Origin of the sequence: Achromobacter sp. LC458, assembly GCF_001005835.2 — a bacterium.
GTDB classification, from domain to species: Bacteria; Pseudomonadota; Gammaproteobacteria; order Burkholderiales; family Burkholderiaceae_B; genus Achromobacter; species Achromobacter spanius_B.
The window spans coordinates 1-22,640 of the sequence record NZ_LBHW02000042.1 but is presented as its reverse complement, the minus strand read 5'-3'; the positions used below and the strand labels follow the sequence as shown (position 1 = coordinate 22,640).

Sequence of the window (22,640 nt, the reverse complement as noted above, 5' to 3'; positions counted from 1 at the left end):
GCATGGGTCGCATATCGGCCCGGTGCTACGGGTTTTCCCCGATGAATCCAATGCATCCGGGCGTACGTATATACGGCATCCAGACGCGCAGCCGGGAATTCCGACGCCCACCGAAACCCCTGCGCTTAACCCTCCGAACCAGGAGAAGACCGATGAGATCTCCCTCTGACTCCGAACGCCTGGCGCTGGACAAGGCTTGCGCGCCCCAGGCCGCGCAGCCCCTGTCGCTGACCGAGCGCCTGTTGCGTCGGCGCTTGCTGGGACAACTGGCGCAATTGCAAGGCGGACGGTTGGTGATTGACGACGCAATGGGCAGCGTTGAACTGGGCGGACAGGGCGCTACAGCGGCCCGGCTGTTGCGCCTGCGGGTGCGCGATCCGGCCTTCTACCGCGCCATCGCCGCCAACGGCAGCGTGGGCGGGGGCGAATCCTATGGCGACGGCCATTGGCACTGCGACGATCTGACCGGCCTGATCCGGCTGCTGGTGCGCAACCGCGACCTGCTTGACGGCATGGAGCGTGGCGTGGCGCGCTTGGGCGGCGTGGCGATGCGGGCCTTGCACGCGTGCCGCCGCAACACGCGCGCCGGCAGCCGCCGCAACATTGCCGCCCACTACGATCTGGGCAACGATTTTTTCGGCCTGTTCCTGTCGCAAGACATGATGTATTCGTCCGCCATGTGGGCAGGCGAGGACGACACGCTGGAGCAGGCGTCCACCCGCAAGCTGGATGTGATCTGCCGCAAGCTGGACCTGCAACCCGGCCAGCATGTGGTCGAGATCGGCACGGGGTGGGGCGGTTTTGCGCTGCACGCGGCGCGCCACTACGGCTGCCGCGTTACCACCACGACGATTTCGCGCGAGCAGCACGCGCTGGCCACCGAACGCATCCGCCGCGCCGGCCTGCAATACCGCGTGGACGTGCTGCTGCAAGACTATCGCGACCTGCACGGCCAGTTCGACAAGCTCGTGTCCATAGAAATGATCGAGGCGATCGGGGCCGACTACCTGCCCACGTATTTCGGCAAGGTGGGCCAGCTGCTCAAGCCCGATGGGATGGCGCTGATCCAGGCCATCACCATCGAAGACCATCGTTATGCGCAGGCGCTCAAGGCGGTGGACTACATCAAGCGGCATATCTTTCCCGGCAGCTTCATGCCGTCGATCCAGGCGATGCTGCAAGCCAAGACGCGCGCCAGCGACCTGAGCCTGGTGCATCTGGAGGACTTTGGCCTGTCTTACGCGCGCACGCTGGCAGCGTGGCGCGAGCGCTTCATGGCGAACCTGGACGCGGTGCGCGGGCAGGGCTTTGACGACCGCTTCATCCGCCTGTGGGAGTTTTACCTGGCCTACTGCGAAGGCGGCTTTCGCGAACGCGCCATCGGCGTGTCGCATCTGTTGTTGGCGCGGCCCGGGGCCACGCCGGCAGCGGCGCGGTGGGCGGCGCCATGACGCCCGACATGACGCCCGACATGACGCCCGACATGACGCCCATCATGCAAGCCCTGATGGTGGCCGCCGTGGCCGCGTTGCTGATGGCCGGCGGCTGGCTGTGGCAGCGGCGCCATCACAACGCGGGCATCGTCGACGCGATGTGGGCATCCGGCATGGCCGTGGCCGCCGTCCTGCTGGCCTGGACCGGCCCGGGCGCGGCCACCCCGCGTGTGCTGCTGGCCGTGTTGGGCGGCGTCTGGGCGGGACGGCTGGCGCTGCACATCTGGAAGCGCGTGCGCCACGGCGAAGAAGACGGCCGCTACCGTGCCCTGCGCGCGCACTGGAACGGCAGCCAGGGCAAGTTCGCGCTGTTCTTCCTGGCGCAGGCGGGGCTGGTCGTCTTCATGTCCTTGCCGTTCATTGCCGTGGCCGCCAACCCCGTGCCCGGCATGACGCCTTGGGCCTGGCTGGGCGTGCTGGTGTGGGCGGTGTCGGTGGCGGGCGAAACCGTGGCCGACCGGCAATTGGACGCCTTTCGGGCCGACCCCGCCAACCGTGGTCGCACCTGCCGTGCCGGCCTGTGGCGCGTATCGCGGCATCCCAATTATTTCTTCGAATGGTTGCACTGGTTCAGCTACGTGGCGCTGGCGGCGGGCAGCGGCTTGGCCTGGCTGGCGTGGGTGGGCCCCATTGCCATGTTCATCTTCCTGCGCTGGATCAGCGGCATTCCCTACACCGAGGCGCAAGCGCTGCGCAGCCGGGGCGAAGACTATCGCCAGTATCAACGCACCACGCCGATGCTGTTTCCGTGGTTTCCGAAGCGCGATTGCGCCGGATCACCGCATCACCGCACCCCGACGCCAAAGGACTAATCATGAACGCTGCCACGTTGACTGAATCGCGCCTGGCTTCCGACCGGGCCGCGCCCGGGCTGCTGGGGCTGGCTGAACGCGGCCTGGTGCCCGACGCGCTTTTGCGCCTGGGCATCCGGCGCCTGTGCGCACAACGCCTGCGCGACGAAAGCGCCGGTGGCCCCGCCGCCCAGGCGCGGCGCTACCAACATCTGATCGATGAACTGCGCGCCAGCCCCGTGGCCATACACACCGACGACGCCAACGCCCAGCACTACGAACTGCCCGCGGAATTCTTCACGTTGTGCCTGGGCCGTCAATTGAAGTATTCCGGCTGCTATTACGCCACGGGGCGGGAAACGCTGGACCAGGCCGAAGCCGCCATGCTGGAGCTTTATGGCGTGCGCGCCGAACTGGCGGACGGCCAGCGCATTCTGGAACTGGGTTGCGGCTGGGGCTCGTTGACCCTGTGGATGGCCGAACGCTATCCGACGGCGCGCATCACCGCCGTGTCGAACTCCGCCTCGCAGCGCCAGCACATCCAGGCGCAATGCCGCGCGCGCGGGCTGGACAACGTCGAGGTCATCACCTGCGACGTCAACACGCTGCAACTGCATCCGCAGACCTTCGACCGCTGCGTGTCCGTGGAAATGTTCGAGCACATGCGCAATTACCAGGCGCTGCTGGCGCGGATCGGGTCATGGCTGCGTCCGGGCGGCAAGCTGTTTGTGCACCTGTTTGCGCACCGCAGCCTGATGTACCCCTTCGAGACCGAGGGCGACGAGAACTGGATGGGCCGGCATTTCTTCACGGGCGGCCTCATGCCGTCGGCCGATACCTTGCTGTGGTTTCAGGGCGACCTGCGCATCGAAGCGCGCTGGCTGGTTGACGGCAGCCACTACCAACGCACCGCGAACCACTGGCTGGCCAACCAGGACGCCCATCGCGCCCAGGTGCTGACGGTGCTGGAAAAGGCCTACGGCGCGCCGCTGGCCCGCCTGTGGTTCAACCGCTGGCGCATGTTCTGGATGGCGTGCGCCGAGTTGTTCGGCTATCAGAACGGGCAGGCCTGGATGGTGGCCCACTACCGCTTTGCGCGGCCAGACTGAAGGAGGGCACTGTCCATGCGCAAGACCTTACGCGTTGCCGGCTTGGCGTTGCTTGCCGCCTTGACGGGCTGCGGCAGCCCCACGCCCATGCCGCCCGTGGCGCAGGTGGACATCCCGCGCTTCATGGGCGATTGGTACGTCATCGCCGGCATTCCGACCTGGCCCGAGCGCGCGTCGTTCAACGCGGTGGAAACCTACGCCTTGCTGCCCGACGGGGGCATTCAGACCACGTTCCGCTATCGCCACGGCGGCTTTGACGCCAAGGTGAAAACGATGCGGCCCGAAGGCACGGTGCAACCGGGCACCGGCAACGCGGTGTGGGGCATGCAGTTCATCTGGCCGATCCAGGCGGAATACGTCATTGCCTATGTGGACGACGCCTATCAGCAGACGATCATCGGCCGCAGCAAGCGCGACTACGTCTGGATCATGGCGCGCACGCCCACCTTGCCGGATGCCGACTATGCGCGCCTGGTCGACAAGGTGCGCGAGCTGGGCTACGACCCGCCATTGCTGCGCCGCGTGCCGCAGCAGTGGCCCGAACAAGGGCCGGACCCGCGCACCTACCCTGAAGCTGGCAAGCGCTAGGGGCTTGAGGGGCAGCGCAAGAGCAAGGGCAAGGGCCAGGGCAGGGCGTCGGAATGCGCCGCGCGCTAAATATTTTTTGGTTATATAAACCGGCGTTTTTATTTGCCGGTCGAATCCGGCATCGCGCCATCTGATCCGGTCCCCATACCCGTGCAGAAGGCAATGACGCGGCCCTGAAAGCGGGGCTGGTCATACCAGTGCCGTGACGCACAAAAATTTCACGAAACTTACGGCAAGGGTTTTCCCGCTACGTACGGCGTTTATTTTTCCCATAGCATCGCACCCAAAATCAAAAGCGCGACCATTTGTTACCCATGGGATCGCGCCCACGGGGCTCCACCAATTCGCCCCAGGACCCGGAAAAGAACTTTATCCAAGTTGGGAGACTTGCATGCAACGCCGTTCGTTTTTGAAGAAAGCCACCTTGGGAGCCGCTGCCGGCGGCGCCACCCTGGCGGTGCCCGCCATCGCGCAGGAAGCCCCCACGCTGAACTGGCGCCTGGCCTCCAGCTTCCCCCGCAGTGCCGACGCCATTTTCTCGGGCGGCGAAAGCGTCGCCAAGTACGTGTCGGAAGCCACGGGCGGCAAGTTTTCCATCCGCGTGTTCCCGGCCGGTGAAATCGTTCCGGCGCTGCAAGTGCTGGACGGCGTGCAAAACGGCACGATCGAATGCGGCCACAGCGCCTCGTACTACTACTACGGCAAGGACCCGGTCCTGAGCTTTGACGCCGCCGTGCCGTTCGGCCTGAACACCCGCCAGATGAATTCGTGGATGCGCCACGGCGACGGCCTGTCGCTGCTGCGCGACGTCTTCAAGACCTACAACATCGTCAACTTCCCCTGCGGCTATACCGGCACGCAGATGGGCGGCTGGTTCCGCAAGGAAATCAAGACGGTGGACGACCTGAAGGGCCTGAAGTTCCGCGTCAGCGCGTTCGCGGGCGCGGTGCTGTCGCGCCTGGGCGTGGTGCCGCAGCAGATCGCCGGCGGCGACATCTACCCGGCGCTGGAAAAGGGCACCATCGACGCGGCCGAATGGATCGGCCCCTACGACGATGAAAAGCTGGGCTTCAACAAGGTGGCCCCGCACTACTACTACCCGGGCTGGTGGGAAGGCACGCTGCAAGTGTCGCTGTACGTCAACCAGGACGCCTACAACAAGCTGCCCAAGCACTACCAGGCCATCCTGGCGCAGGCATCGGCCGCGGCGACCAACGACATGATCGCCAAGTACGACGCCGAGAACCCCGCCGCGCTGCGCCGCCTGATCGCCCAGGGCGCCAAGCTGCAATCGTTCCCCAAGCCCGTCATGGACGCGTGCTTTGCGGAATCGGTCAAGCTGTACGACGAAATGAGCGCCAAGAATCCGGTGTTCAAGAAGGTCTACGAAAGCATGAAGAACTTCCGCGACAACGAACTGCCCTGGTTCCGTGTTGCCGAAGGCAGCTATGACAGCTACATGGGCACGATCAACCGCGGCAAGTAAGCCCCGGCCAGTGCCCAAGGCGCGCGGGGATGTGCCGCATCCCCGCGCGCCTGCTGGATTTTTGCCGCTGTTTTTTCGCCTCTGTCCTGTCTGTCTCTCCTCAAGTTGCACATTGACCGCGCGTAAGTCCCGCGCCGGTCCGGATATCCAACATGAATGCCCTCTTAGCCCTATCCCGTTTGATCGATGCGATCAACACGGTGGTCGGCCGGTGCGTGACGTGGTTGACGCTGGTCGTCGTCCTGGTCAGCGCCGGCAACGCCGTCGTGCGCAAGGTCTTTCAGATCAGCTCCAACGCCTGGCTTGAAATGCAGTGGTACCTGTTCGGCGCCATCTTTCTGTTGGCCGCCGGGTACACGCTGCTGCGCAACGAACACGTGCGCGTGGACGTGCTGTCCTCGCGCCTGTCGCGGCGCAAGCAGATCTACATCGACATCTTCGGCGTCATCTTCTTCCTGATGCCCGCCTGCCTGCTCATCACCTACCTGTCCTGGCCGGTGTTCATGGATTCGTTCGTGACGAATGAACAGTCGTCCAATACCGGCGGCCTGGTGCGCTGGCCGGTCAAGCTGCTGATTCCTATTGGCTTTGCCTTGCTGGTGTTGGCGGGCCTGTCGCACTTGATCAAGTGCGTGGGCTTCCTGATGGGCAAGTGCCCGGACCCCGGCGCGCGCGCCACCGAGATTTCCGCCGAGGAAGCCCTGGCGCTGGAAATCGCCGAAGAAGCGCGCGTGCGTGAAGAACGCGCGTTGGCGGCGCAAGGTGGGAAGCCGCCCGGCGGCGCCCGCGATCAACACGGACAGGACGGACGCTGACCATGGAATTCTTGACTGCAAACATGGCTCCCATCATGTTCGCCACCTTGGTGGTGTTCTTGCTGATGGGCTTTCCCGTGGCCTTCGCGCTGGCGGCCAACGGCATTCTTTTTGCGTTGATCGGCATTGAACTGGGCCTTTTGAACGCGGCGTTGTTCCAGGCCTTGCCGCAACGCATCTTCGGCATCATCTCCAACGACACCTTGCTGGCGGTGCCATTCTTTACCTTGATGGGGCTGGTGCTTGAACGATCAGGCATGGCCGAGGACCTGCTGGAAACCATCGGCCAGCTGTTCGGCACCGTGCGCGGCGGCCTGGCCATCGCGGTGGTGTTCGTGGGCGCGATGCTGGCCGCCACCACCGGCGTGGTGTCGGCCTCGGTCATCTCGATGGGCCTGATCTCGCTGCCGATCATGCTGCGCTATGGCTACGACCGCAGGCTGGCCAGCGGCATCATCGCCGCGTCGGGCACGCTGTCGCAGATCATCCCGCCGTCCCTGGTGCTGATCATCCTGGCCGACCAGCTGGGCCGTTCGATCGGCGATATGTACCGTGGCGCCATCGTGCCCGGCTTCATGTTGGCCGGCACCTACGTGTTGTTCGTCATCATCAAGTCGTACCTGAAGCCCGATTCGGCACCCGCGCTGCCTGAAGAAGCACGGTCGTTTCACGAAGCCAACGGCACGCGCGGCGGTCGTTCGCTGCTGGTGCTGATGGTGATCTCGGCGCTGTCCGCATACTTTGTCGGCCAATACATCGAAGCCGATACGGCGCCGGTGGACGAGCAGATCGTGCTGTCGCTGCTGATCTGGGGGCTGACCGCCTTCATCATTGCCGGCGTCAACAAGGTCTTCAAGATCGGCCTGCTGTCGGCACTGGCCGAACGGGTCACCTTCGTGATGATCCCGCCGCTGTTCCTGATCTTCCTGGTGCTGGGCACCATCTTCATCGGCGTGGCGACGCCGACCGAAGGCGGCGCCATGGGCGCGGTGGGCGCCATCATCATGGCGCTGATCCGTGGCCGCCTGACGCTGAACCTGATGAAGCAGGCCATGGACACCACCACCAAGCTGTCCACCTTCGTGGTGTTCATCCTGGTGGGCTCGACGGTGTTCGGCCTGACCTTCCGGGGCGTCAACGGCGACTTGTGGGTGGAACACCTGCTGATCAGCCTGCCGGGCGGCGAGCTGGGCTTCTTGATTGCCGTCAGCGTGCTGACCTTCGTGCTGGCCTTCTTCCTGGACTTCTTCGAACTGGCCTTCATCATCGTGCCGTTGCTGGGGCCGGTGGCCGACAAGCTGGGCATCGACCTGATCTGGTTCGGCGTGCTGCTGGCGGTCAACATGCAGACCTCGTTCATGCACCCGCCGTTTGGGTTTGCGCTGTTCTACCTGAGATCGGTGGCGCCCAAGGACCGGTACAAGGACAAGGTCACGGGCAGGATGATCGAACCCGTCACCACGGGCCAGATCTATCGCGGTTCCATCCCGTTCATCGTGATTCAGCTGGCGATGGTGGCGGCGGTGATGGCGTTTCCCGGCCTGGTCATGCACTACAAGAGCGACGAGGCGCAGGTGGATTCCAGCAAGGTGAAGATCGAGGTCGATACGTCCTACGGCACCAGCACCTATGGCGGTGACGATCCGGGGGCGGACTTCAAGTAGCGGACCAGAATGCCGGCAGCGATGCCGGCATTTTTCTTTTGGGGATATCCCTAAATGGCGGTCCAAAGGTATTGCATACAAGATACCGTCATTGTGACCGCCGCTGTTCGGCGTGCGGCCTGTGCGTCTTTCCCCATTTCCTGTGTCCGGCCACGCGGCGTCTTGTCATGGCACGCGCGGACGGTGCCGCATTGCCTTGTCTTTGCCCTTGCCCCCGCTGGAGAGTCGTATGAATGTGTCCCGCCGCCATGCCCTGGCCGCGCTTGCCGCGCTGCCCCTGATGTCGCTCACCTCGCGCCTTGCGTGGGCGCAGACCGCATTTCCGGCGCGCCCCGTGCGCCTGCTGGTGGGCTTTGCGCCCGGCGGCCTGACCGACATTGCGGCCCGCGCGCTGGCCGAGCGCATGGGTAAAACCCTGAAGCAGAACGTGGTGGTGGAAAACCGGCCGGGCGGCCAGGCCATCATCGCCACCGTGGCCGTGGCGCGCGCCGAACCCGACGGCTACACGCTGGGCTTTGCCGGCACCAACGGCATGATCCTGAACCCCTTGCTGTACAACAACCTGCCGTACCAGCAGTCGGACTTCAAGCAGCTGGGGTCAATGGGCAAATCGCCCATGCTGTTGATCGTGCACCCCGACCTGGGCGTGAATTCGGTGCAGGAATTCATTGCGCTGGCCAAGAAAAAGCCCGGCGACATCACCTGCGCCCACGCCGGGCGAGGCGTTATCAACCACCTGGCGTTGCTGCATTTCCAGTCCAAGACCGGCACGCAGTTTCAAGACGTGCCGTACAAGGGCAGCGGACCCGCGTTGCTGGACCTGATGGCCGGCACGGTGCAAAGCACGTTCGACTTTCCCACGTCGGCCTTGGCCAACATCAAGTCGGGCAAGCTGAAGGTGCTGGCCGTGACCGCCGACAAGCGCCTGTCCAGCCTGCCCGATGTGCCCACCATGAAAGAGGCGGGCGTGGATGGCTTCGAGCTGTACACGCGCATGATGATTTCCGGCCCCGCCGCCATGCCGGCGGACGTGGTGAAGGTGCTTGAGAACGCCGTGCGCGAAGGCACGCGCGACCCCGGCCTGATCCAGCAATTCGCCGAGCAGGGCGTGGCCGTTGAGTTCACGTCGTCGGCGGACCTGGACAAGGTCATTGCCGACGAATCCGCCATGTGGGCCGAGGTCATCAAGGCCAACGGCGTGCCCAAGACCGATCTGAAAGCGTAAGGACGCACCGTGACCGACCAAGCCCGCATTACCGTCACCCCCGAAATCGCCCTGATCGACGTCGCCCGCGACATCCGCATCGAAGGCTTTCCGGCCTATGCCTTCATCACCGTCCGGGCCAGCATGCAGATGTGCGGCGCGCCGTGGCGCTCGCAAGCCGTGTTCGTGGCGGGCCACGACGGCAGCCTGGACCTGGGGCGCGACAGCCCCGTGTCCGGCAGCTACGCCGAGCCGTCCGCCATGGGCCTGGTGTGGTCCATGGTGTGCGAAGACATGAGCCGCGTGGTGTTTCCGCCGGATCGCACCGAGCCGCTGGTGATCCAGATCGACGCCACCGACGGGACGCAGCACGCGTCGGCGCAACTGGTGCAGGATTTTCTGGAAGAGGGCGTCACGCATCGCGCGGTGCGCGAACAGGTGGGCGGCATGACCGTTTCGGGCGAACTGTATACGCCGGCGGGGCCGGGGCCGCATCCGCTGGTCATCTACATGAACGGCTCGTCGGGCGGCGTCAACGCGCCGCGCGCCGCGTTGTTTGCCGCGCGCGGTTTCCAGTGCCTGGCGCTGGCCATCTTCAACTACGACGGCCGTCCGAAGTACCTGAACGACATGCCGCTGGAGTATTTTGAACACGCGCTGCGTTGGGCGCATGCCGAGCTGGCGCCGCGCGACGGCTTCGTGGCACTGTCGGGCATCAGCCGGGGCGGCGAGACCTCGCTGCTGGTGGCCTCGCACTATCCCGATTTGGTCAGCGCGGTGGCCGCCTACGTGCCGTCGCCCGTCATGCACGGCGTGGTCAGCGCGGGCTCGCCCGGCACGGGCCGCGATGCGCAGGTGTGGACGAAAAACGGCGAGCCGCTACCGCATCTGTGGCAGAACAACGCCAGTGCCGATTGGGAAGCAGCCTACGCGTCCGAGCCGCCGTATCGGCAAACCCACGCCTTTCTAAGCGCCACGCGCGATGCGGCGGCGGTCGAGCGCGCTCGCATTCCGGTCGAGAACTACCCCGGCCCGGTCATGCTGATCAGCGCGTCCGATGACGGCTTCTGGCCCAGCACCGCGTATTCCGAAATGGTGATGCGCCAGCGCCAGGCGCATGGGCTGCCCACGTTCCACCACGTGTGCATGGGGGCGGGGCATCACGTGCACTACCCGTACCTGCCGGCCACGCTGATCAGCAAGCCGCACGCAATGTCGGGCCTCCTGCTGGACGCGGGGGGGTCGCCAGCCGCGAATGCGGCGGGCAACGAGGGGTCTTACCTGGCGGTGCTGGAATTCTTGAACCGGGCAGCGGGTACGCCGGCCGACGGCTTGTGAGCCATGGGAGCCGGGGCCACTATTCCTCGGTAGCCCATTCCACCTGCACGCCCAGGCTGCGCAGGTTTTCCACGAACTGCGGATGCGCGCGGCGAATCGGCGTCGCGTTGCGGATTTCGGAACGCCCCTTGATGCTGCTGGCGACCATGAACAGCGCGATCGCCACGCGGATGATGTAGGGGCTTTCCACCACGGCCGGCGTCAGCGGCATGCCGCCGAACGTCACCACGCGGTGCGGGTCCGAAGAAAACACGTGCGCGCCGAATTTGGACAGCTCGCCCGTCCAGCCCAGCGCGCCGTCATAGACCTTGTTCCAGAACATGGCGTTGCCTTCGGCGCACACGCCCAACGCGATGAAGATGGGCAGCAGGTCCACCGGAAAGTATGGCCACGGCGCGGCTTCCACCTTGGTCAGCACGTTGCTGGTGAAGGGCGTTTGCACCTTGAGCGGGCCGGTGCGCAGCGCGCGCGACCAGCCGTCCTTGTGCTCGATCGTGACGCCGAACTTGGCGAAGGTGCGGTCGATCAGCGGGAAGTTGCCCGGCGTGCGGTTGCGCACCACGACATCGCCGCCGGTAATCGCACCGAGCGCGAGGAACGTGGTGATCTCGTGGAAATCTTCTTCAAAGGTGAACTCGCCGCCGCCCAGTGTTGCGCCACCGCGCACGGTCAGGCGCGACGTGCCGATGCCGTCGATGTCCGCGCCCATCATCACCATGAAGCGGCAGAACTCCTGCACGTGCGGCTCGGACGCGGCGTTGGTCAGCGTGGATTCGCCTTGCGCGGCGGCCGCGCACAGCACGAAGTTTTCGGTGGTGGTGACCGACGCGTAGTCCAGCCAGTGATGCGTGGCCGTCAACGGTCCGCTGCTGCGCACCAGCAACGACCCGCTGGCGCGTTCCACCTGCCCGCCGAACGAACGAAAAATGTCCACGTGCGGATCGATTTCGCGCACGCCCAGCGTGCACCCCTTGACGTTGTCTTCCAGCCGCGCCACACCGAAGCGCGCCAGCAACGGCGGCACCAGCATGATCGACGAGCGCATCTCTTCGGGCAGGCGGTGCGCGGTGGCGTCGAACGCGGTGTGCCGATGATGCAGCGCCAGCGTGCGCGTGGCTTCATCCAGCTGTACCTCGCTGCCCAAGGTGCGGAAGATGTCCAGGATCTTGCGCACATCGGTAATGTCCGGCACGCCATGCAGGGTCAGCGGCTGGTCGGTCAACAACGTGGCGCACAGAATTGGCAGCACCGCATTCTTGTTGGCCGAGGGAATGACGCGGCCGCGCAGGGGCGTGCCGCCGTGGACGATAAGGTTGGACATGGGGAAAGGGCGGCCGAAGCGCGGACCAGAAGCAAGAAGTGGCGGGAATTGTACTGGTACGCCCCGAGGTGGGCCCGCCCGCCGGGTGAACAAACGTATCAAACTGCAATCGACACGGCGCGGCACAGGGTGGGGAATACGGCGGGGAACACGGTGAGGTACGCGGCGATGCTAATGGCCCGCCACCAGCGCGCCGGACGTGCGTAATCCGGGCCGGAACGCATGGGCGTGCGCGCCCCACGCAATCAGGAAGGCGACGCCGACCAAGGCCAGCAGCACCCAGGGGAACGCGGCAACGCCCCAGGCCCCAAGCAGCATGCCGCCCACCACGCCGGCCGAGGCGATTGCCCCGTTCCAGGCCACCACGTTCATGGACAGCGCCACATCGGCGCCGTTGCCCGCCGCGTCGGCCAGCGCGGTTTGCAACAGGGTGGCGGCGCCGCCGAAGCTTACGCCCCACACCGCCACGCCCAGGTAAACAATAGCGGGGGTAACGGGCGCCACGCCAAACACCAGCGCGGTCACGCCGAACGCGCCCAGGCTGGCCAACACGGTGGCGCGCAAATGGCGGTCCACCAGTTTGCCGGTCACCCAGATGCCCGCCAGGGCGGCCGTGCCGAACACCAGCAACACCAGGTCCACGCGCTTGCCCAGCCCGGCCGGCGCCACAAACGGCGCGATGTAGGTATAGAGGATGTTGTGCGCCAGCATCCATGCGATCACCACGGCCAACACCGGGCGCACGCCCGGCGTCAGGAACACGCGGCGCAGCGGCATGCGTTCGTGCGACGACTGGCCCGGGTAGTCGGGCACCTTGGCCAGCACCCAGGCAATCAGCACCAAGGTCAACGCGGACATGATCCAGAACGCCATGCGCCAACCCACCGTGGCCCCCAACAAGGTGCCCAGCGGTACCCCGAGCGACAGCGCTACGGGCGTGCCCACCATCGCCAACGCCAGTGCGCGCCCCTGTTGCCACGGCGCCACCATGCGCCGCGCATAGCCTGCGATCAGGCTCCATGCCAGCCCGGCCGCCACGCCGGCGAAGAACCGTGCGACCAGCGTCAGCCAATAATTCGTCGACAGCGCGGTGGCGGAGTTGAAGACCAGGAAGCCGATGATGGTCATCAGCAGCACGGTGCGGCGGCGCCAGCCGCGCGTGGCGATCGTCAGCGGGATGGCGGCCAGCAATGATCCCAATGCGTAGGCGGTCACCATCTGCCCGGCCCATGCCTGGCTTACGCCCAGCCCGGCACTGACCTGGGGCAGCAGCCCGGCGGGCAGGGTTTCGGTGACGATGCAGATAAAGCCGGTCATGGCCAGCGCCAGCAGCCCCGCGACGGGCAGGCGGTCGGGCGCGGTCGGCGCGGGGGTAAGGGTAGGGGATGTCACACAAAATCCTTTTCTTGCCCGGGCAGGCAGGCTGTTGCGGTGCTCGGGAGATGCCCGGGCGGTGATTGTTCTGGTGGGCCGTCAGGGCGACGGTGTTTCCGAATTCGACGGTACATGTGTACCGATTGATATAAATGTAGAGGCGGGGCTTTCGCGTTGTCAACGACTTTTGTATCGATTAGTATTGATGTCGCGAATTTCGAGTCGCTGATTTCAACGGAGGCACCGGCATGGCGCAAATGGGCAGGCCACGCGCGTTCGACCGCGAACAGGCGGTGGATCAGGCGCTGCATTTATTTTGGGAACAAGGCTATGAATCAACGTCGCTGAGCCAGCTGAAAGCGGGCATCGGCGGCGGCATTTCCGCGCCCAGCTTCTATGCGGCGTTCGGCTCGAAAGAGGCGCTGTACCAAGAGGCCGTTCAGCGCTACCTGGACACGTACGCGCGCGTCACGGAGAGCCTGTGGGACGACGCCCTGCCTCCGGCACAGGCCATTGAGCTGGCGTTGCGCCGCTCGACCAAAATGCAGTGCGAACGCCACCATCCCAAAGGGTGCATGGTGGCACTGGGCGTCATGAGTGCGCCCGCCCCCCAGCACACCGCCGTGACGCAGCCGTTGACGCAGTCGCGCCAGCGCACGTATGCGGGTTTTATCCGCTGCGTGGAACGCGGCATCGCCAGCGGCGAGCTGGACCCCGCCACGGATGCCAAGGCGCTGGCCACGGTGTTCAACAGCTTTCTGTTGGGCGTGTCCATCGCGGCGCGCGACGGCGTGCGCCACGCGGTGTTCGACGCCGCCATCACGCAGCTGATGCGCCAGTGGGACGTGGCGCGTGCGCAGGCGGGCTGAGCCGAGGGAAGCGGTCTGAGGCGAGCTGAATCGGTCCGAAGCGACCTGAAGCGACCTGAAGCGACCTCAAGCAACCTCAAGCAACCCGGACGTAAGACGATGCGCCCATCGCTGACCGTCGCACCCGTCGCCTAGCCGGCGTTGGCAGCGCTGCCGCTTCCACCGTCACCCTCGCCGTCATCGCCCGCAAACGTCAGTTCGCGGGCGCGTTCGTCCATGTCGGCGCGGTCGCGCGCCAGGCGGCGGCGCAAGCGCCATGCGCCAAACCAGCCGCTGGCGTCGTTGATCTCGGCGCTAAGGCGTTGCAGGTATTCGTTATCGGGCGACAAGGCCAGCGCGCGGGCAATCCATACGTGGGCCAGATAGGCGTTGGCCTCGCAGCCACGGCCTTCCATGAAGGCGATGGCGTAGCTGCGGGCGGCGGTTTCGCGGTCGCCGTCGTGGTCCTGGTTCCACAGCCAGGGCAGCACGCTGTCCAGCGCGGCGCGCTGGTCTTCTTCCGACCCGCTGTGCATCAGCATCAGCCAGCTCAGGTTGCGCGCCGCCATGGCTTCCATGCGCGAGCCCCGGTCGGCCACGCGCCAATTGTTTTCCAGCCAGCCGCGGTACGTCTGGTATTCATGCGCCGCAATGTCGCGGCCTTCGTCGATGGCGGCGTAGGCCAGGTTGTTGCGCGCAATCAGGTCGCCCGCTTCGGCGGCCTGCGTCAGGAAATTTCTTGCGGCGGCCTTGTCGATGCCCGGATAGTTGGCGTCGATCTTGCCGGCATACAGCTCGCTAAGCGACATCAGCGCGTCGGCGCGCTGGCGCCGGGCGCCTTCCTGCCACAGGAACAGCGCGGCCTCGGGCGACACGTCGCCCCACAGGTTGCGGCCCAGCTGCGCCAGGTTGAAAGAGCGGTCCTTGCCGTCCAGAGCAAAGCCGCGTTCAAGCAAGGCCTGGGTGTCCAGCTCGTCCACCTGCAAGCCGAACAGGCCAAACTTGCTGCCCACCGCTGCCAGCAAGACGGCTTCCACATCGTCGCCCCAGTGCGCGCCGCGCGTCAGAACCAGCGGGAACAGGCGCTGTGCGTCCGGCATGCCCTGAAACCACACGCAGGCCTGCAAGGTGAACAGCACGCCGGGATAAGCGTCGTCCGCCAGATCGATGTTGGCGGGCGCCACGGCGCATGCGCGCGTCAACAACGCGTAGGCGTGCTGCAACAGCCCGGCGTTCCAGTGCACGTCGCCGTCGTCGTCTTCACGGCGGGCGCGCGCTGTCTGGAAGTTGGCGTAGTGGCACAGCGCGCGGCATTGCAATTCGGCGGACACATCCAGCGTCAGCCATTGCTCGAAGGCGTCGCAAAACGCCCCGTTGCGTTCGTCGTCGTCCACTTCCGGGTAGAAGGCGGGGTAGCCCAGATAATCCAGCTCTTTGTAAAACCGCAGCTCTTCGCGCTGTGCGTCGGTCAGCCCGGCGCAGACCGGGCCGTCGATGAAAGCCTGCATGTCGGCATGGCTGCCGTTCCATCGCGGGTACAGGAAGTACAGGTAGCTGATCAGCGCGCTCAGGTCGTTCGGGCGCAGCGCCAGCGACGTGCGCAGCCAATAGGTCTTGGGGTCGTCCTTGTCCTGGGGCGTGCGCGGGGGCAGGCCGTCGGGCCGCGAGGCCGGTAGTTCGGCCAGCCCCATGCCGCTGCGTTCGTCCAGCAGGCGCAGCGCCTGCTCCCAGACGTCGGGCGCCCAGCTTGCCTGCAAGCCGTCGTGCGACGCGGCCACGCCATGTTCCAGCAAGTCGGCCAGCCAGTCGGGCTCGTCCAGGTACGCGCACACGCGCATGGTGCGCTGCACGGCTACCACGGGGCGTTCGTGCAAGGCCATGGCGTGCAGGAATGCCGCCACGGCGTGGTCGCGGGCCATCATCGCGCCGGCCCACTGGGCATCGTTTACGTAGTCGGCAATGTTGCTGCTGCGTATGAGGCCAGCAATGCTTTCCCATTGGTTGCCGTAGGCCAGGTGGGCGTGATACGACGCCGGGCGCGCATCGCGCCAGGCGCGCACGCGGGCCAGGTTGTCGGCAGGCGCACGTTGCGGATCGCTGATGACGTCCAGCATCCACCGATACCCATGGCTTTCTCCGTCGCTGTCCAGCCAGCGCAAGGCGGCCGCTTCCAATAGGGCGTCCAGGTCGTCGTATTGGCCGGCGTCAAGCCATTCGCGCAGTTGCGCGCGGCGCGCGAGCAGGGTGTCGATCGTGTCGTTGGATGGGGTCATTCGCTACGGCAAGGTGGGTTCAGGGAACGGCGAACCCGGCGCGGCCGCGCGGAGGGCATGGCGCTTCGGGGCCGCTGTCTTTAACAACGGCAGCTTGGCCGGATAGTTAAATGGTGGGGGTGGCGGGCGCGGCGGGCTCGCGGCTTTTGCGGATCAGCACCGCGCCCAGGATGGTCAGCGCCAGGCCGCCGCCGACATAGGGCAGCCCGAATATCAGGGCCCAGAAAAACAGCGCGGTGTTGGCGTCGTTGGCCGCTTGCGCGCCCGCCGTGGCTGCCTGGTGCGCACTGAAATCCATGGTCAACATCGTAGCGGGGATGGTCAGCATCAACGCCACGCCCAGCACCACGAAACCCCAGCCAATCAGGCGGCGCAGGTCGGCAATGCGGGCCAGCAATACCGCGGCCACCACGGTGATCAGCAGCCAGACCGCGGTGCCGACGTACATCATTGTGTCGCCGTCCGCCGCGTCAGGATCGGGCAAGCCGGCCAGCAAAAGCGGAAGCAGCACGCCATAGCTGACCTTGCCGATAAGCAGCCCCAACACAATGCTGACGATCCATTTGACGCTGTTAGAGGGCATGCGGGATTCCTTCGGTTTCGGTGTGGGGCGGGTGTGCTTGTGCCCGCTACGCAGTGCAGGGTGCCGCGCTACTACGCGCGGCGGCGCAGCTTTTCTTGATGCAGCTGCCTGACCTGTTCTGCGAATTCGGCCACCGGGCCATCGACGGCCACGCCGTCAATAACGTCCTGAATGGCCAAGGGTTTCACACGCGACGGCGCCACGCCCGATTCCTGCATCCATTGCCGATACTGCTGCGACGAACTGGCATAGACGATGCGGCCCAGCCCCACCCAGCCATGCGCGGCGGAACACATCGGGCAATGTTCGCCCGACGTGTAGACGGTGCAGGAGGCGCGTTCGGCAGGCGGCACGTTGTTGGCCGCCCAGCGCGCAATCTCGAACTCGGGATGCTGCGTGTGGTCGCCGCCCGCAACGTGGTTGTGGTCTTCAAACAGCACTTCGCCTTGGGCGGACACCAGCACCGAGCCAAAGGGCTCGTCGCCCGATTCCAGCGCCTGCCGCGCCAGCGCCACGCAACGCGCCAGATGCTGCTTGTCGTGTTCATCGATCATGCGAAACCTCGTTGGTGTGCGGTGCCGGGGGCGGCAGATGCCGGAATGTCGGGGCACGCTGAAGCGTCAATAGCCCGTCGCGTCAATCGCGTCAATCGCGTCAATAGTAGATATCGACGTAATCGGTCAGGCGGCCGCAGCTTTCCATCTGCTGCAAGCGCCAGTACTTGCGCTTGCCGGTGGCGCGGAATTCATAGTCGCCCGTGCGTTCGCAGCGGCGGCCTTTCTCGGGCGCGTCCAGAATCAGGATGGTGCCGCGAAAGACAAAGCGGTCGCTGTCGATGGACACGATCTCGCCGTTGATCTTCAGGGTGCCTTCGAAGTTGGCCTGCGTGCCGTCGATGCGCACGACGTCATTGACGTCCTTGGCGCTGAGCTGGCCCCGATCGGCCGACCACAGCCACTGCACGGTGACGCCGCTATTGTTCATCAGGCGCTCGTAGGCGGCCTGGTTGCGTATGTCCGTCTTGGTGACCGGCGCCAGGGCCGTCGCGCTGTTTTGCTGCGTGGGCGCCGGTGCCCGCGCCGGGGTCTGGATCTGTGTCTGGGGCTGGGCCGCCGCACCGTTTTGCTGCGCCGGCGAATGGGCGCGCACAGGGTCGCTTTGCGCCGCGATCATCGGCGACGCCGCAGCCAGGGCCAGGCCGAACGCCAGCGGCAGGATGCGGGATAGGCGTTGATTGCGCTTGACGGGGTTCATATCGCGAGCAGGCGTCTTATGCATGTTCATGAAAAGTAGGGGCCTTTGGACGGCCGCCACGGACGTGGGCGGTTACGGGCGCCTAAATTAGCACGCTGATTGCATCTGGTAATTGCTGACCTTGCGCGTTATGTATCTATCCGTTAACAAGCTGCGCGAAAGGTGTAGCGAACCGGTGCCGCGCGGGGTTTTGGAGCGGGTTCGGCGCGTGGACGGCGGCGATGCCGATGTGGGCAAAGCGGCGTAGAGTGGCAACGTTGCTTTCCCGGCGCTACCCCTTTCTAAAGGACTTTCATGCTGACCGTGCACCATCTGGGTAAATCGCAGTCCGAACGTATTGTCTGGCTGTGCGAAGAACTTGCCATCCCGTACAGCCTGAAGGTCTACGACCGGGATGCCAACACGCGTCTGGCGCCGCCGGAATACAAGGCCCTGCACCCGCTGGGCACCGCCCCGATCATCACCGACGGCGACACCGTGCTGGCCGAATCCACGGCTATCGTCGAATACATCCTGGCCCGGTATGGCGATGGCCAACTGAGCGTGCCACCCAGCGACCCCGCCTATGCCGACTACCTGTATTGGTTCCACTTCGCCAACGGCTCGCTGCAACCGGCGCTGATGCGCAACATGGTGCTGGCCCGCGCCGAGGTGCCCGCCGACAAACCCGTGGCGCAGTTTGCCGACGCGCGCCGCCAGCAGGCGCTGGCGCTGGTCGACAAGCAATTGGGCAACACGCATTACCTGGCGGGTAATGTGCTGACGGCGGCCGACATTGTCGCGGTGTTTTCGCTGACGACGATGCGGCTGTTCTATCCCTACGACTTGTCGCCGTATCCGAACATCCTGGCGTACCTTCAGCGCATCGGCGCGCGCGACGCGTATCGCCACGCCATGAAGAAAGGCGATCCCGACATGGAGCCGATGTTGGCCTGAAAAGGGGGAAAGGCGATGGCGGCGGGCGCGTAAGCCAGGCGCCGCGCCATCGCAGGGCAGCAGATGAGTGAACCCTGGCCGCCCATGCCGTTCAACACAGCGGCAGGCGGCCAGTCATGCAATTACAGCGTCAACGGCGATATCTTGCTGCCGTCGATAGACATACCCGCCATCAGGCCGCCATTGTTCAGCACAAAGCCGACGATGGGCTGCTGGGCGGTGTACGAATCAAGCGCCCCGTTGGCGGCCAGCTTCGCGACGGCAACGGTGGCGTCCGCCCCGATCGTCCAGCCACTACTGGCGCGGAACTTGGCCAAGGCGTCATCCGTCATGAAAAGCAGCACCATGGCCTTGGACTGCGCGCCCGCCTGAAAGCCGATCGACCCCCCCGTGATGCTGTAGTAGTTGGTGTCCTGGCCATTCACGCGCAGCACGCCCGAGCCATGTTCCGCACCCACGATGAAGCTGGCGCTGAGCACGGCGGGAAACACCAGCACGCCACGGGCGCGCTGTACCAACTGCTTGGACTGCGGGGACGCTGCGTACAGCTGGGTCAGTGTGGCGTTGGCGGCGGTATTGAGTTCCTGCCGTTTTTCGGCGGAGGTGGGGGTCGCCTTGGGGCCATTCGTCGTGCACCCTGCGAACAGCACGCTTGCCACGCCCAACGTAACCGCCGCCAGCGTAGTCCGACGCCATGTTGAAGAGATCTTGTTCATTTGCGCTTCCTTTTTAGGTTGCATACGGGTTTGCGGACGCGTTTGCCAACGCGCTGCAAGGTTCCTGACGAACTTCTGACCACTCACATCGGGATGTCTCCCTGGCAGCAGATTACTCTCGTTAAGCGCGGTTTAACATCGCGATATGTTCCTGCTTATTCTTCTTTGGGTCGTGCTGGCGGTGGTGGTGGGCGTCATGGCCGCCGGCCGTGGCCGTCGCGGCATCGGCTGGACGGTGCTGGCCGTCCTGATCAGCCCGCCGCTGGCGGGTGCTTTTCTGCTGACGCTGCCGGACCGCTCACCCCGTGCGCGTGTACCGGTTGCGCCAACGCATGTCGATTGCCCGCGCTGCGCGGGGCGCATTCTTCGCGACGCAAGGGTGTGCCGGCATTGCGGGGGAAGGGTGGGGGGTTAGGGCTGGCGGCGGCACGTCCGCTTTCAGGTCCGAGATTCCGCGTCCATGTCGGCCGGCCATTGCACTCTTGGCGCCAAGCGCAGGGCCAGATTGCACGGCGGCACTTTGTTCGGGTCGTTGAATGTTTCGACAGCGGGCAGGGCGCCGGGTCCGTGCCGCATATAGGCGCGGACATAATCCCACGAACTGCCTTCGTCCTGGCCAACGCTTAACGGAAACCGATCAATCACCTGGTTAGTGCCCGGCTTGACGACCGCGATCGACACGCCCCACGTAATGATCAGGCCGCCTTGGCCGGTGGCTCCACGTTGCCGCCAGACTTCGGCGCGCAGGTCGGTCCAGTGATACGCGTTTGTGGTGACGTACCAGCGGGCGAAAGGGTTCCACCAGATGTAATGGAACCGGTATACGTATATTTTGCGGCGCAGCCGATTGAAGCGGATGGGCTCGTCACGGGGAATGGAAATATCAACCCGGATCATGGTGACGGTCCACCACAGCATCGCGATGGCGCCTACCGCGACTTCCAGCGGAAACATCGTTTTTGACGTCGCCAGGATGTATATCGAGAAGGCCAGCCACGTGATACCCAGTGGGGCCAAGGCCAACAGCAGCCCCCGCATTTTGTGCGTCTTGCGGCTTAACTCAAGGCAAGTGGTGTCCATCGAATTAATGGCGGGAATTTCATAGTCGCGGATCGGTGTTGATGAGTCTTCATCAGGCCCGGGCAAATCATGGACCCATCCGCGATGCGCGGGGGCAAGAGCGGGCCTGTTTGCACCACGAATCCCGTTTTTTTTTAGCAATACCGACTCCGGCGAGAAATGACGTTTCTTTGTTGGGCATTCATTTGCCGTTAGCGCTGCGCTCTGGCCGTGATTTCGCCGTAGAGGCTGGCATCGGCTGTGTCCGGCCAGTACCTGATTTTGAGCGTCGCGGATTCAATGTCTGCATCGTCCAGGTCTAGTAGGATTGTCCCGGCAATCAGCGGCAGCGTCGCGGTGGGGCGGTGTGTGGCGGCCTCGTCGACGTGGTATCCCGGTCGCTTGGGGACAGGTGATACTTCTCCAAGTGGTGAAGCCCTGTGCTGCTCTGCAATAACGACTTGTTCAGGGGTGTGCCTTTTCAATGCCATCGACATGGCATATCCAGACCGTTCTGCGGACCAGACAGGTAGGGTGATGCTGTATTCAAGCGTCGTTCCCCAGTGCATTCCGCTACCGATCACCAGCGCGGTCGACAGCCTTGGCTTGAGATGAAATCCAAAGCTCGTTTCCAGTCCCAGCAAAGCCGCGTTTAGAGCGCCGATTGCAGTATCTTTGTCTACGTTTGCCAGCACGCCTTTGTCGATTTCAATCTGTGGATCAGAGTAGGCTGGAACGGAAACGCCGGTTCTCGCAGCGTTCCACCATACGGCCGGGTTTTCGTCATGGTTGCCAAAATAGCAACGGCGTGCCCATTGTTCGAGGGAAGTGGATCTATTTCTTTTTGCATTTGCCGAAGCGGCGTAGGCGAGCAGACCCAAGACAATCGCCCATCCCAACGGACCAAGAAGCGATGACGCCCCGGCGAGTGCTGCGTACGCTGCGACCCATCCGGAAAGTATGGCGAGCCCACTGGCAAAGAAGTAACGGTTGCGTGCGACGACATCGCCGGATCGCCCCGCTCGTAGAGCGGCAGAACCGAACTGCAACCCTTCCACGACGCCCGATAGGGCACTCGTCACGCCGCCAAAGCGAATCATGCCCTTGCCCAGCATCAACGCGTTCGTAGCGCGCGTTTCGGCGATAGAGGCCCTTTTCATCGCCTGCACCACGCTTCGTATTCCCACGCCCGTCGCCTCAATGGCCACACCCATGGTGCCCATCGCGCTTGCCGCAACGCCCCCGACGGCTTCCGGGTATTGGTCACCCGTTACGCGTTCCAGCTCTTGCAGGCTGCTTTTCAGCCCATCCTGCTGGAAGAACAATGCGCCCATGGACAACGCCACGTCCAGGTTCGCCATCCCGCGCATACCCACGAAGGCCCCATGTGCTCGGAGCTTTGCATCGGCTGCCGTGGTGCGCAGCTGCCCGGCAATCGCCTGCGCCTTCGGTTCCAGTCCGCCCGCGCTTACCAGCACGCTGCGCCAGCCGGCTTCCATGGCGTTCGCACCGGCTTCGGAAACCGCGGTCAATTTCTCTTTTAGCCCTTCCGCTGTGTCCGCAATCCAAAACGTGGCTTTGAATACCTGGTTCTGCGCCGGACCGGGCAATGTCAACATGCCGCTGAAGATCAGCGCGCGGGCCTTCTTGCCGGCATCCTTCGCGGCCTTGTCGTACTGCTGGCGCATCTGCTGGGTAAGTAATTCCTGATACTCGCCCAATGTCAGTTCAAGCTGAACGCGCAGCATTTGGACGCGCTCGCATAGCAGCAGGGCGGCTTGATGCACC

Annotated in this window: 21 protein-coding genes; 12 read left to right on the top strand and 9 right to left on the bottom strand. The window is 64.8% G+C overall.

Annotated features, from left to right (window positions below; all coding sequences use genetic code 11):
* The first annotated feature begins 152 nt into the window (after nt 1-152).
* The 9 genes from YH64_RS25195 (at nt 153) to YH64_RS25155 (ending at nt 10,488) form a co-directional block, all read left to right on the top strand.
* A complete protein-coding gene (locus YH64_RS25195) occupies nt 153-1,451 on the top strand; it encodes a cyclopropane-fatty-acyl-phospholipid synthase family protein (RefSeq protein ID WP_082134621.1) in 1,299 nt (432 codons plus the stop codon).
* The gene (locus YH64_RS25190; RefSeq protein WP_255444741.1) at nt 1,448-2,305 is read left to right on the top strand and encodes a DUF1295 domain-containing protein; all 858 of its coding nucleotides are present in this window, start codon (nt 1,448-1,450) and stop codon (nt 2,303-2,305) included. The genes YH64_RS25195 and YH64_RS25190 overlap by 4 nt, the downstream gene beginning before the upstream one ends.
* 2 nt (nt 2,306-2,307) lie before the next feature.
* Entirely contained in the window at nt 2,308-3,393 is a 1,086-nt protein-coding gene (locus YH64_RS25185) for a cyclopropane-fatty-acyl-phospholipid synthase family protein (protein ID WP_046806936.1), read from the top strand.
* A 15-nt stretch (nt 3,394-3,408) separates the two neighbouring features.
* A complete protein-coding gene (locus tag YH64_RS25180; protein ID WP_046806935.1) occupies nt 3,409-3,981 on the top strand; it encodes a lipocalin family protein in 573 nt (190 codons plus the stop codon).
* A gap of 391 nt (nt 3,982-4,372) precedes the next feature.
* Nucleotides 4,373-5,467, top strand: coding sequence for a TRAP transporter substrate-binding protein (locus YH64_RS25175; RefSeq protein WP_046806934.1), 1,095 nt, complete (start codon nt 4,373-4,375; stop codon nt 5,465-5,467).
* A gap of 152 nt (nt 5,468-5,619) precedes the next feature.
* Complete coding sequence (locus tag YH64_RS25170; RefSeq protein WP_046806933.1) at nt 5,620-6,282, top strand: TRAP transporter small permease subunit; 663 nt, start codon at nt 5,620-5,622, stop codon at nt 6,280-6,282.
* 2 nt (nt 6,283-6,284) lie between these two features.
* Nucleotides 6,285-7,946, top strand: a complete 1,662-nt coding sequence (locus YH64_RS25165) for a TRAP transporter large permease subunit (RefSeq protein ID WP_046806932.1) — start codon at nt 6,285-6,287, stop codon at nt 7,944-7,946.
* Between the two features lie 229 nt (nt 7,947-8,175).
* Nucleotides 8,176-9,171, top strand: a complete 996-nt coding sequence (locus YH64_RS25160) for a tripartite tricarboxylate transporter substrate binding protein (RefSeq protein ID WP_046806931.1) — start codon at nt 8,176-8,178, stop codon at nt 9,169-9,171.
* Between the two features lie 9 nt (nt 9,172-9,180).
* Entirely contained in the window at nt 9,181-10,488 is a 1,308-nt protein-coding gene (locus YH64_RS25155) for an acyl-CoA thioester hydrolase/BAAT C-terminal domain-containing protein (protein WP_046806930.1), read from the top strand.
* Nucleotides 10,489-10,507: 19 nt separating this feature from the next.
* On the opposite strand, the gene YH64_RS25150 is transcribed toward YH64_RS25155, so the two are convergent.
* Together YH64_RS25150 and YH64_RS25145 are read right to left on the bottom strand one after the other, a co-directional pair.
* Nucleotides 10,508-11,809 carry a UDP-N-acetylglucosamine 1-carboxyvinyltransferase gene (locus tag YH64_RS25150; protein WP_046806929.1) on the bottom strand — a complete coding sequence of 434 codons (1,302 nt, stop codon included), beginning with the start codon at nt 11,807-11,809 and terminating at the stop codon, nt 10,508-10,510.
* 171 nt (nt 11,810-11,980) lie between these two features.
* Complete coding sequence (locus tag YH64_RS25145) at nt 11,981-13,126, bottom strand: MFS transporter (RefSeq protein WP_143215532.1); 1,146 nt, start codon at nt 13,124-13,126, stop codon at nt 11,981-11,983.
* 305 nt (nt 13,127-13,431) lie between these two features.
* Here YH64_RS25145 and YH64_RS25140 point away from each other — a divergent pair, with 305 nt between their 5' ends.
* Nucleotides 13,432-14,052, top strand: coding sequence for a TetR/AcrR family transcriptional regulator (locus YH64_RS25140; RefSeq protein ID WP_046806927.1), 621 nt, complete (start codon nt 13,432-13,434; stop codon nt 14,050-14,052).
* A 131-nt stretch (nt 14,053-14,183) separates the two neighbouring features.
* Here YH64_RS25140 and YH64_RS25135 read toward each other — a convergent pair whose 3' ends face one another.
* The 4 genes from YH64_RS25135 to YH64_RS25120 all read right to left on the bottom strand — a co-directional run bounded on the left by YH64_RS25135 (nt 14,184) and on the right by YH64_RS25120 (nt 18,171).
* Nucleotides 14,184-16,304: a DUF4034 domain-containing protein gene (locus YH64_RS25135; protein WP_046806926.1), complete on the bottom strand. Its 2,121-nt coding sequence runs from the start codon at nt 16,302-16,304 to the stop codon at nt 14,184-14,186.
* Nucleotides 16,305-16,410: 106 nt separating this feature from the next.
* On the bottom strand, nt 16,411-16,887 hold the full coding sequence (locus YH64_RS25130) for a hypothetical protein (RefSeq protein ID WP_046806925.1): 477 nt from the start codon (nt 16,885-16,887) through the stop codon (nt 16,411-16,413).
* Nucleotides 16,888-16,958: 71 nt separating this feature from the next.
* On the bottom strand, nt 16,959-17,441 hold the full coding sequence (locus YH64_RS25125; RefSeq protein WP_046806924.1) for a nucleoside deaminase: 483 nt from the start codon (nt 17,439-17,441) through the stop codon (nt 16,959-16,961).
* 100 nt (nt 17,442-17,541) lie between these two features.
* Nucleotides 17,542-18,171, bottom strand: coding sequence for a hypothetical protein (locus tag YH64_RS25120; RefSeq protein ID WP_185975422.1), 630 nt, complete (start codon nt 18,169-18,171; stop codon nt 17,542-17,544).
* A 264-nt stretch (nt 18,172-18,435) separates the two neighbouring features.
* On the opposite strand from YH64_RS25120, the gene YH64_RS25115 reads away from it, so the two are divergent.
* The gene (locus tag YH64_RS25115; protein ID WP_143215529.1) at nt 18,436-19,077 is read left to right on the top strand and encodes a glutathione S-transferase family protein; all 642 of its coding nucleotides are present in this window, start codon (nt 18,436-18,438) and stop codon (nt 19,075-19,077) included.
* A gap of 122 nt (nt 19,078-19,199) precedes the next feature.
* Here the strand turns inward: YH64_RS25115 and YH64_RS25110 are convergent, their stop codons facing one another.
* A complete protein-coding gene (locus YH64_RS25110; protein ID WP_046806922.1) occupies nt 19,200-19,793 on the bottom strand; it encodes a YSC84-related protein in 594 nt (197 codons plus the stop codon).
* Nucleotides 19,794-19,938: 145 nt separating this feature from the next.
* On the opposite strand from YH64_RS25110, the gene YH64_RS25105 reads away from it, so the two are divergent.
* Complete coding sequence (locus YH64_RS25105) at nt 19,939-20,208, top strand: hypothetical protein (RefSeq protein ID WP_104145101.1); 270 nt, start codon at nt 19,939-19,941, stop codon at nt 20,206-20,208.
* A 23-nt stretch (nt 20,209-20,231) separates the two neighbouring features.
* On the opposite strand, the gene YH64_RS30650 is transcribed toward YH64_RS25105, so the two are convergent.
* Together YH64_RS30650 and YH64_RS30275 are read right to left on the bottom strand one after the other, a co-directional pair.
* Entirely contained in the window at nt 20,232-21,014 is a 783-nt protein-coding gene (locus YH64_RS30650) for a DUF6708 domain-containing protein (RefSeq protein ID WP_255444738.1), read from the bottom strand.
* A 50-nt stretch (nt 21,015-21,064) separates the two neighbouring features.
* A partial coding sequence (locus YH64_RS30275; protein WP_185975421.1) for a hypothetical protein occupies nt 21,065-22,640 on the bottom strand: 1,576 nt, incomplete at its 5' end.

What these genes read in the sequence shown, in the direction of transcription:
- YH64_RS25195 (WP_082134621.1), top strand. Translation starts at nt 153, where the DNA reads ATGAGATCTCCCTCTGACTCCGAACGCCTGGCGCTGGACAAGGCTTGC.
- YH64_RS25190 (WP_255444741.1), top strand. Translation starts at nt 1,448, where the DNA reads ATGACGCCCGACATGACGCCCGACATGACGCCCGACATGACGCCCATC.
- YH64_RS25185 (WP_046806936.1), top strand. Translation starts at nt 2,308, where the DNA reads ATGAACGCTGCCACGTTGACTGAATCGCGCCTGGCTTCCGACCGGGCC.
- YH64_RS25180 (WP_046806935.1), top strand. Translation starts at nt 3,409, where the DNA reads ATGCGCAAGACCTTACGCGTTGCCGGCTTGGCGTTGCTTGCCGCCTTG.
- YH64_RS25175 (WP_046806934.1), top strand. Translation starts at nt 4,373, where the DNA reads ATGCAACGCCGTTCGTTTTTGAAGAAAGCCACCTTGGGAGCCGCTGCC.
- YH64_RS25170 (WP_046806933.1), top strand. Translation starts at nt 5,620, where the DNA reads ATGAATGCCCTCTTAGCCCTATCCCGTTTGATCGATGCGATCAACACG.
- YH64_RS25165 (WP_046806932.1), top strand. Translation starts at nt 6,285, where the DNA reads ATGGAATTCTTGACTGCAAACATGGCTCCCATCATGTTCGCCACCTTG.
- YH64_RS25160 (WP_046806931.1), top strand. Translation starts at nt 8,176, where the DNA reads ATGAATGTGTCCCGCCGCCATGCCCTGGCCGCGCTTGCCGCGCTGCCC.
- YH64_RS25150 (WP_046806929.1), bottom strand. Translation starts at nt 11,809, where the DNA reads ATGTCCAACCTTATCGTCCACGGCGGCACGCCCCTGCGCGGCCGCGTC.
- YH64_RS25145 (WP_143215532.1), bottom strand. Translation starts at nt 13,126, where the DNA reads ATGACCGGCTTTATCTGCATCGTCACCGAAACCCTGCCCGCCGGGCTG.
- YH64_RS25140 (WP_046806927.1), top strand. Translation starts at nt 13,432, where the DNA reads ATGGCGCAAATGGGCAGGCCACGCGCGTTCGACCGCGAACAGGCGGTG.
- YH64_RS25135 (WP_046806926.1), bottom strand. Translation starts at nt 16,304, where the DNA reads ATGACCCCATCCAACGACACGATCGACACCCTGCTCGCGCGCCGCGCG.
- YH64_RS25130 (WP_046806925.1), bottom strand. Translation starts at nt 16,887, where the DNA reads ATGCCCTCTAACAGCGTCAAATGGATCGTCAGCATTGTGTTGGGGCTG.
- YH64_RS25125 (WP_046806924.1), bottom strand. Translation starts at nt 17,441, where the DNA reads ATGATCGATGAACACGACAAGCAGCATCTGGCGCGTTGCGTGGCGCTG.
- YH64_RS25120 (WP_185975422.1), bottom strand. Translation starts at nt 18,171, where the DNA reads ATGAACATGCATAAGACGCCTGCTCGCGATATGAACCCCGTCAAGCGC.
- YH64_RS25115 (WP_143215529.1), top strand. Translation starts at nt 18,436, where the DNA reads ATGCTGACCGTGCACCATCTGGGTAAATCGCAGTCCGAACGTATTGTC.
- YH64_RS25110 (WP_046806922.1), bottom strand. Translation starts at nt 19,793, where the DNA reads ATGAACAAGATCTCTTCAACATGGCGTCGGACTACGCTGGCGGCGGTT.
- YH64_RS25105 (WP_104145101.1), top strand. Translation starts at nt 19,939, where the DNA reads ATGTTCCTGCTTATTCTTCTTTGGGTCGTGCTGGCGGTGGTGGTGGGC.